Origin of the sequence: Aldersonia kunmingensis (assembly GCF_001646865.1) — a bacterium.
Taxonomy (GTDB): domain Bacteria; phylum Actinomycetota; class Actinomycetes; order Mycobacteriales; family Mycobacteriaceae; genus Aldersonia; species Aldersonia kunmingensis.
Map to the genome: position 1 here is coordinate 1 of NZ_LRRB01000234.1, position 8,838 is coordinate 8,838.

Here is an 8,838-nt window from a genome sequence, read left to right on the forward strand (position 1 = left end):
CGCCATCGTGGTGCTCTGGGCGCTCGCCGTCATCTCGGGCAGCGTCTTGCGTGCCACCCACACCGTTCGCATGGACTATGCGCTGAGCATCGGCGCCATCGAGCACGACAAGTGGTGGACGCCGCTGACCGCGGGCCTGTTCGCGCCCAACCTCGGGGCCTACATCTTCTGCACCATCCTGATCCTGTTGATCGCGGCACCCATCGAGCAGCGCATGGGTTCGGCGCGATTCGCGCTCGCCGCGGTGACCACGCAGGTGCTCGGTTCGCTGCTGGCGCTGCTGCTCGCCTGGGCGGCGAAGGCGATGGACGAAGACTGGGGATTCCGGCTGCACGTCGGCACCGCGATCAGTCCGACCGCCTGGATCGCGGGCGCGGCGATGGTCGCCAGTTCCGACATGGAAACGTTGTGGCGGCGCCGGATTCGGGCCGGGCTGCTCACGCTGCTCGTCACACTCGCCCTGGTCGGTGGCCACCTCGACGACATGGCACGGCTCGGCGCGGCAGTCATCGGCCTGCTGCTCGGGCAGGTGATCGTGGGCAAGTCGGCGCGCGGCCCGATCCGGGCAGGCACCCGGCGTGAGGGCCGCGTGCTGGTCGCGCTGGTGATGGCGGCAACCATCGTGGGTACGGCGCTTGCGGCGCTTTCGCCGAACGCGGTCGGGCCGTTCGCCGTACTGCGCGAACTGTTCCGGGGAGTGCCGTACACGCCCGGCGAGGTCGCCGAATTGTGTTCGGACGCACCCGGCAGCCTCGAATGTCGCAAGGGTGAACTGGATCTGCGGCTCGGCGGCGTCGGGCCGACCATCCTGAGCCTGATGCCGATGCTGGCGTTGCTGGTGCTGTGCGACGGGCTGCGCCGCGGCCGCCGATTCGCTTGGTGGGCATCGGTGTTCGCGCAGTCCGCATTGCTCGCGCTGTCGGTCGTCAACTACGTGTGGCGGTTCTTCCCGGAGGACGAGGAGTCCGTGTTCTACGGACTCACGTCACCGAACGCGTACCGCACCATCGTTCCGTTCCTGACTCCGTTGGCGATGCTTGTGCTGCTTTTCGCGACGCGACGATTGTTCACGGTGTCGGCGCCGAGAGGCACCTACCGTCGCCGCGCGCTGATCCTACTCGGCGTCACAGTCGGGCTCGGCGTGCTGTATGTCCTTGTCGGATGGTTGATCCGGCGCAGCTTCGAGCAAGACGCGACCTTCGCCGGGCTGGTCGCGGACTTCCCACTGCGGCTGATTCCACCGGTCTACCTGCAATGGGTGGATCCGGAGTTCCTGCCGGATAGTCCGTTTGCCACGTTCTTGTTCGACTGGACCGGCGTGATCTTCTGGATCACGTTGTGCGCGTTGCTACTCGGATCCTTCCTTGCGCCGGCCTACGGCGCGGAGACCGAGTCCACCGAGCGGGCGAGAGAGTTGCTGCGGCGCGGCGAGGGCAGCGGGCTGTCCTGGATGACAACGTGGCGCGGCAATCGGTACTGGTTCGCGCCGGACGGGGAAAGTTTTGTGGCCTATCGCGTGATCGGAGGTATCGCGCTCACCACCGGGGAGCCCGTCGGTCCGAGGGACGGATTGCGGGACGCCATAGTCGGTTTCGCGGAGTTCGCGGCGTCGAATGGGTGGACGCCGTGCTTCTATTCGGTGGCCGCGCCCGCCGAGTCGGTCGCTCGTGACCTCGGGTGGAGTGTGCTGCAGGTCGCCGAGGAGACGGTTCTCGATCTGGACGAACTCGCCTTCACCGGCAAAAAGTTTCAGGACGTGCGGACCGCGCTCAACAAGGCGAAGAAGTCCGGAGTGAGCGCCGAGTGGATCCGGTTCGGCACGGCGCCGCTTGCGCTGACCGATCAGGTGACCGCCATTTCCGAGGAGTGGGTGTCCGACAAGGGCATGCCCGAAATGGGATTCACGCTCGGCGGGCTCGAGGAGATCGACGATCCCGAGGTGCGTTGCCTGCTCGCGGTCGACGAGGACCGCACCGTGCACGGCGTCACGTCCTGGCTGCCGGTGTACCGGGAGGGCCGCGTCATCGGGTGGACGCTCGACTTCATGCGCCGTCGCGCGGAGGGGTTCCGCCCGTCGATGGAGTTCCTGATCGCCTCGGCCGCACTGAGTTTGAAGGAGGAGGGCGCGGAATTCGTCAGTCTGTCCGGCGCACCGCTGGCGAAGGTCGACCAGAGCCAGACCGGTGATCAGCCCGCGCTCGACCGGCTGCTCGATGTACTCGGCCGAACCCTCGAACCGATCTACGGGTTCCGCTCGCTGCTCGCATTCAAGGCCAAGTTCCAGCCGCGCTACGAGCCGGTGTACATGTGCTACCCCGATCCCGCGGCGCTGCCGAGCATCGGCACGGCCATCGGCAGCGCCTACCTGCCGGACGTTTCGTTCGGTCAGGGTGTGCGGTTGGTGCGCGGACTGCTCGACCGCTGATTGGAACACCCGGTTCGCGAAAGGACCGACCAACCGCGCTAGACGGAAGCGGGCGTTGCCTCGTTCGTCACCGGTACGGGCTGCCCGCCGGGTTCGCCGTACACGTGCCGTGTTCCGATCGGCACGATCAACGGCCGGTCCGAGACCGGGTCTTCCACGACGGCGGCGTCGAGTCCGAAAACGTCGCGCAGCAGTTCGACCGAGATGACGTCGGCCGGCGGCCCGGAGGCGACGATCTTCCCGTCACGCATCACGACGAGCTGATCGCTGTAGCGCACCGCGAGATTGAGGTCGTGCAACACCATCACCACGGTGCGGCCCATCTCGGAATGCAAGCGGTCGACGAGATCGAGCACCTCGACCGAATGTGCGAGATCCAAATATGTGGTCGGCTCGTCGAGCAGCAGTATGTCGGTTCCCTGCGCAAGCGCCATGGAGATCCACGCCCGCTGGCGCTGCCCGCCGGACAGCTGGTCGAGAGGGCGGTCGGCGAGGTCGGCGATACCGGTGTGCTCGAGCGCCCGGGTCACTTCGTCCGCGTCGCCCGCCGACCACTGCCTGATCCAGGACTGATGCGGGTGCCGACCCCGGGCCACCAGGTCGGCGACGGTGAGTCCCTCGGGCGCGGTGGGGGTTTGCGGCAGGATGCCGAGCACCCGTGCGACATCGCGCGTCTTCATCGACCCGATCGCTTTGCCGTCCAGCAGCACTTCACCCGCCTGGGGTCGCAGCAGCCGGCCGAGCGCCCGCAGCAGCGTGGACTTGCCGCATCCATTGGGTCCGATCACCGTTGTGATGACGCCCGTGTGCACGTCGAGGTCGAGGCTCTCGGCGACGATCCGGTCGCCGTACCCGAGGGTGACACCGGCCGCCGAGATGCGTGATTCGGCGTCGGTCATGCGGGACTCCATCAGGTCGCCTTCCGGTTCGTGCGGATGAGCAGGTACAGCAGGAAAGGTCCACCGAGGGCTGCGGTCACCACGCCGACGGGCAGTTCTACCGGTAGGAGGGTGCGTGCGATGACGTCACTGCCCACCACCAGAATTGCGCCGATCAGCGCCGAGCCTATCAACGGCTCGCCCTCGGACCGGAGCAACATTCGCCCGACCTGCGGCGCAGCGAGCGCCACGAATGCGATCGGCCCGGCGACCGCGGTGGCCAGCGCCGCGGCAACCACCGCGAGCAACAGCAGGACGCCTTGGCGGGTCTGCAGCGCGACACCGAGCGAGCGAACGGTGTCGTCGCCGAACCGCAGTGCTCCCAGCGTCCGCACCGAAACCAGCGCGGCAACGAGGATGACGGCGAAGGCGATCGCGACCGGCACGAAGCGCGACCACGATGTCTCGTTGAGCGAGCCGTTCAGCCAGATCTGCGCCTTGGCGACGTCCTCAATGCGGCCTGCGAGCAACAGCCAACTCACCACGGCGATGAGGAACGCGTTGACGCCGATACCGATGAGCACCAGTCGGTATCCCTCGACACCGCCGCGCCAGGCAAGGACGTACACCGCAGCCGCGGTGACGAGCGCACCGGCGAGCGAGGCGAGCGGCATCCCGAACGTGGCCAGTGCGCCGGTGACCGAGCCACCGCCGGAGATGATCAGCGCGACCGCCGCGACGCTGGCGCCGGAGGTGATGCCGAGCATGTCGGGGCTGGCCAGCGGGTTTCGCAGAATCGACTGTGAGATCGCACCGGCCATACCCAGCGCGGCGCCGACGAGCATCGCGGTCGCGACGCGGGGCATGCGCAGTTCGGTCACGATGAAATGCTGGGCCTTCGTGCCGCCGCCGGCGAGCACGTCGATCACCTGATCGACCGGAATCACGAAGTCGCCCACCGAAATATCGACGCAGGCAAGCACCAGCAGCAGGACGACCAGGCCCACCGAGGTCGCGACCATGCGCGGCCGCCGTACCAGGGACACCGGTCCGAGTCGCACTCCTGGACGCGTGTTGTCGACGGTCGGTGCCGCCACGTTGTCGTCTCCCGTCAGCTGAGTCGTCACAGGCGCACCAGATTCCGGCGGCGGACCACGGCGATGAAGAACGGCGCGCCGATGACCGCGAGGACGATGCCGACCTGAAGTTCGCCGGGTCGCACCACGACTCGGCCGATGACGTCGGCAAAGAGCAGCAGGATGCCGCCGAGCAGTCCCGAATACGGGACCAGCCAGCGATAGTCGGGCCCGGTGATGGCGCGCGCGATGTGCGGCACGATTAGGCCGATGAACGCGATCGGCCCACATGCCGCGGTCGCCGCGCCGGCGAGCAACGTGACGGCGACGATTCCGACGACCCGCGTCGTCGCGATGTTCGATCCCAGCGATCTGGCCACGTCGTCGCCCAGGCTCAATGTGTTCAGCCCGGGGGAGGAGGCCAACGCGAGCACCACGCCGATGGCGAGGAACGGCAGCACCTGCCAGAACACTTCGGAACCGCGCCCGGCGAGCGAACCCACCACCCAGAACCGGTAGCTGTCGAGCGCGGTCGTGTCCATGAGCACAACCGCATTGGTCATCGCCTGCAGGAAGAAGGTCACGGCGGCACCGGCCAGCGCAAGGCTCAGCGGGGTGGCTCGGCCGCCTCCAACCGATGCGGCACCGAAGACGATGACGCTCGCGATGAGCGTGCCCGCAAACGCGAACCAGATGTACTGGTTCGAGGACGCGATGTTGAGGAAGTGGATGGCGAGGACGACGAGAAACGCTGCGCCCGCGTTGAGGCCGAGCAGGCCGGCGTCGGCGAGCGGATTGCGGGTGTGTCCCTGGATCAATGCGCCGGCGATACCGAGGGCGATCCCGACGACGAAGCCCAGTGCGGTGCGTGGGATGCGCAGTGTGCGAACCACTTCGTCGGTCTGCGAGCCGGTCGCGTCGAGCAGCGCGTGGTACACCTGCCCGAGGCTCATCGGCTGAGCGCCGACCGCGAGGCTCGCGAGCACTACGAGACCGCCGAGGACGATCAAGCCGGCAAGGCCGTAGAGGCGCTTGCGTTGCGTCACCGCAGGAGTGGTGACCGGCGGCAGCGGGACGAATCCCTCTTCGCGGGCAACCAATTCGGGGACGACCTCGGTATTCAGTCGGAGATCGGCGCGCGTACGTCGGTCCGATGCCAAGGCCGCGCGCGTCGCGCCGAGGGTGAGGACGTCGATCACCTGGCGGCGCAGTGCTGCGCGGGTGCCGATCGGGCCGCCGGTTTCCGTGTCCCGCGTGCGCAGGCCCAGCCACGATTTGCCGACCGTGGTGCCGGTGCGGCCTTCTCGCACACCGCGATTCCAGACCAGCAGTCCCGCGCTCGCGGCGAGCGCGAGCCCGCCGAAAACCACTTGGTCGGCCTGATTACTCCCCGAGCCGTCGTTGATCGCGGCAAGGAAGTACCAGCCGCACAACAGGGGAGCTAGGACAAGCGCGGCGTCGACAGTTGCCGCCATCGTGCGGCGCGTGAGCGCAGCACTGGATGGCGGTTCGGCCGGATCGGGGCGCGTCCGCGTAGTCGTATCGGTCTCAGTCATTTCTGTGGTAAGCCTAACCTATCTTAATTCGACTGTCGTCCAGGCCGAGGAGATCTCGATGCTCGAAATCGTCCCCGTTCCCATGCTCGAGCAGGATCGTGCCGCGTTCGCCGATTCCTGCACCCGGTTGCGTTCGCTGCAACCGGACTATCCCCGCGCGTACGCGGTCGCGGCGGTAGCCGAGGAGGGGCGTCGGCGCTGGTGGCAGCTTGCCTCCGGAGTGCGCAGCGGTCGCATCGAGATCATGTACACCCGCGCAATCGATGATCTGGGCGTTCCGGATCGGGCCGCCGATGTTGTGGCGATGTCGCTTATCCACGCGATCGTCGGACGGGTGGTGGCGCTTCTTGTGCTCGAGGGGCGGGCATGGGACCCGGGCCTGGAGAACCTCTGGATCCACAACGACAGCGACGGCGGCATCGACTGGGCGGGATTGGCAGACACGCGTCTGCGTGTTCTGCCCGGCGACCCATGGGCCAACCGGCCCGGTGTTGTCACGCTGCCGTGTGAGGAAGCGCTGATCGTCTGGCTCGCACATCGCTGCGGCGCCGCGCTCACCGCTGTGCACGAACGCCTCGATGGCTGCACCGGATTCGGCGCCGACCGCTTCTGGGGCATGGTGGGTGAGGCGGTGCTCGGTGCGTCGACGCATGTGCCGATTCTGGCCCGTTCGACCGTTTCGTCTATCACCCGGACCGGCGGACGGCCGGTTCCGCGTCGCGGCCAGGCCTTCCTCGACGCGATGACCGCGCGCGGATTGCCGGTTCGCCAAAAAGGGGTTGCATAGTTAGGTAAGCCTGACCTATAGTTCTTTTCAGAACGTTTGGACCGCGCCGGAGTACCTGAGGGCTGCAGGAACCCCCGGTCCTTCCCACGACGGGTCCCGCCAATCCAGGCGGGGCCCGTCGTACTTCTTTCTGCGTCCTGTGATCTGCTGGAAAAGCTGCCTTGCGACGAACCGGGCCGCGGACGACAGGAGTGAATGTGACGGATATCGAGGGAACGGGCCGCACCACCGACGAGATCATTGCGGGAATTGCGGAACTGCCCACCCGGGGCTTCGACAAGGTCATCGGCTTCCGCTACACCGAGGCCTCGACGGATGGCATCAAGGCAGAGTGGACCGTCACTCCCGAGCTGCACCAGCCGTTCGGCATCGTGCACGGCGGCGTCTACTGCGCGGTCATCGAATCGGTGGCGAGCATCAGCGGCGCGATCTGGCTCGGTGACAAGGGACATGTCGTCGGCGTCAACAACAACACCGACTTCCTGCGGGCCGTCGAATCCGGAACCCTCTACGCCGAGTCGACGCCGATCCACCGCGGTCGGTCTCAGCAGCTCTGGCTGGTCGTCATTACCGACGAGCAGGGTCGCACCGTGGCTCGTGGCCAGGTGCGACTGCAGAACATGACCAGCCCCAAGAGCTGAGGCGCGGTCACTCCTCGCTGAGCAGGGCGAGTTCCTCGGCGAGGATCTTGACGGTGTCGTAGATCTGGTCCTCGCTGTGGCAGGCGGTGATGAAGAACCGCAGGCGGGCGAGGTCTTCCGGGACGGCCGGGTACAGGATCGGGTTGACGTTGATGCCGCGGCTCAGGAGTGCGTTCGATAGTTTCAGCGTCTTCAGTGAGTCGCCGACGATGCACGGGATGACCGGGGTGTTCTCGCTGTCACCGGTGTTGATTCCGGCTTCGCGGGCCAGGCGCAGGAACAGCTGAGAATTGCGGCGCAGGCGGTCGAGCGGTGTGGGGTCGGCCCGCATTTCGCGCATCGCGGCGAGGGAAGCGGCGGCGTTCATCGGCGTGATGCCGACGCTGTAGACGAACCCTGGTGTCGTGTACTTGAGGTAGCGGATCAATTCAGCGCTACCCGCCACGTAGCCGCCGCAGCCTGCCAGCGCTTTCGACATGGTGCCCGACCACAGTTCGACATCGCTTCGGTCGACTCCGAAGTATTCGCCGATGCCGCCGCCGGTCGCGCCGAGGACGCCGACGCTGTGTGCCTCGTCGATCATCAGCAACGCCTGGTGCTTCTTCTTGATCTCGATGATGGCGGGCAATGCCGGGATATCTCCGTCCTGGCTGTAGACGCCTTCGATGAGGATGAGGACCCGGCGGTATTGATGGCGGATTTCGGTCAGCAGCCGGTCCAGGGCGTTGTGGTCGTTGTGGGGGAATGGCCTGCGGGTCGCGCCCGAGAGTTTGCAGCCCTGCAGGATGCTGTCGTGGGCCAGGCTGTCGTGGATCACGAGGTCTTCGGGCCCGACGAGATGGCCGATGATCGTCACGTTCGTCGAGTGGCCGCCGACCAGCGCGATCGCGTCCTCGGTGCCGAGCAGGGCGGCGAGTTCGGCTTCCAGTTCACGGTGGACCGGCTTCTCGCCGGAAAGCAGGCGGCTGGCCGAGACCGAGCTGCCGTAGCGGGCGACGGCGTCCTGGACCGCGGCGACGACTGCGGGATGTCCGGACAAGCCCAGGTAGTTGTAGCTGGAGAAGTTGACGACCGGGTTGCCGTCGATGATCGAGGTGTCGCGGGTGACTCCGTCGTTGATCAGGAAGTACGGGTTTGACAGGCCCAGGCCGGCGGCGCCCGAGAGTCGGTCTTCGATCGCCCGCACTTCGGCGAAGTCGGAGATCCGGTATTCCGGTGTGACGGTGGTGGATCGGGGTTCGGGTGTGAGCGTCGGTGCAGGGGTGGCAGCGGCCGGGGTGTCGGTGAACTGACCGGATACGTAGGTGATGACGTCGCCAACTGTGGCTGTCGCCGTGAACCAGGTCGGGTCCATGGTCAGGCCCGGGAGCTTGCGGGTGAGCCCGGCGAACAGGTCGGTCAGCATGAGCGAATCGAATCCGAGGCCGTCGCCGAAAGTCTGTGTCTCGCGGAGCCGATCGGCGGGGAATCCGCTC

7 protein-coding genes are annotated in these 8,838 nt (G+C 66.9%); 3 read left to right on the forward strand and 4 right to left on the reverse strand.

What is annotated here, in order from left to right; genetic code table 11:
• Positions 1 to 4: 4 nt before the first annotated feature.
• The gene (locus A8G08_RS18470; RefSeq protein WP_245672891.1) at positions 5 to 2,425 is read left to right on the forward strand and encodes a bifunctional lysylphosphatidylglycerol flippase/synthetase MprF; all 2,421 of its coding nucleotides are present in this window, start codon (positions 5 to 7) and stop codon (positions 2,423 to 2,425) included.
• A gap of 38 nt (positions 2,426 to 2,463) precedes the next feature.
• Here the strand turns inward: A8G08_RS18470 and A8G08_RS18475 are convergent, their stop codons facing one another.
• The 3 genes from A8G08_RS18475 to A8G08_RS18485 all read right to left on the reverse strand — a co-directional run bounded on the left by A8G08_RS18475 (position 2,464) and on the right by A8G08_RS18485 (position 5,935).
• Entirely contained in the window at positions 2,464 to 3,324 is an 861-nt protein-coding gene (locus A8G08_RS18475; protein ID WP_068277387.1) for an ABC transporter ATP-binding protein, read from the reverse strand.
• A gap of 11 nt (positions 3,325 to 3,335) precedes the next feature.
• Positions 3,336 to 4,325, reverse strand: a complete 990-nt coding sequence (locus A8G08_RS18480) for a FecCD family ABC transporter permease (RefSeq protein ID WP_084436499.1) — start codon at positions 4,323 to 4,325, stop codon at positions 3,336 to 3,338.
• A 101-nt stretch (positions 4,326 to 4,426) separates the two neighbouring features.
• Entirely contained in the window at positions 4,427 to 5,935 is a 1,509-nt protein-coding gene (locus A8G08_RS18485; protein WP_084436495.1) for an iron chelate uptake ABC transporter family permease subunit, read from the reverse strand.
• A gap of 58 nt (positions 5,936 to 5,993) precedes the next feature.
• Here A8G08_RS18485 and A8G08_RS18490 point away from each other — a divergent pair, with 58 nt between their 5' ends.
• Together A8G08_RS18490 and A8G08_RS18495 are read left to right on the forward strand one after the other, a co-directional pair.
• On the forward strand, positions 5,994 to 6,722 hold the full coding sequence (locus A8G08_RS18490; RefSeq protein WP_068277381.1) for a hypothetical protein: 729 nt from the start codon (positions 5,994 to 5,996) through the stop codon (positions 6,720 to 6,722).
• 236 nt (positions 6,723 to 6,958) lie between these two features.
• Entirely contained in the window at positions 6,959 to 7,363 is a 405-nt protein-coding gene (locus tag A8G08_RS18495; protein WP_245672892.1) for a PaaI family thioesterase, read from the forward strand.
• 7 nt (positions 7,364 to 7,370) lie between these two features.
• Here the strand turns inward: A8G08_RS18495 and A8G08_RS18500 are convergent.
• The coding region (locus A8G08_RS18500; RefSeq protein ID WP_157108647.1) for an aminotransferase class I/II-fold pyridoxal phosphate-dependent enzyme at positions 7,371 to 8,838 on the reverse strand (1,468 nt) is incomplete at its 5' end.

Bases quoted from the DNA above. Each gene is read 5' to 3' on its own strand.
- A8G08_RS18475 (WP_068277387.1), bottom strand. From the start codon at position 3,324: ATGACCGACGCCGAATCACGCATCTCGGCGGCCGGTGTCACCCTCGGG.
- A8G08_RS18480 (WP_084436499.1), bottom strand. From the start codon at position 4,325: ATGGTCGCGACCTCGGTGGGCCTGGTCGTCCTGCTGCTGGTGCTTGCC.
- A8G08_RS18485 (WP_084436495.1), bottom strand. From the start codon at position 5,935: ATGACTGAGACCGATACGACTACGCGGACGCGCCCCGATCCGGCCGAA.
- A8G08_RS18490 (WP_068277381.1), top strand. From the start codon at position 5,994: ATGCTCGAAATCGTCCCCGTTCCCATGCTCGAGCAGGATCGTGCCGCG.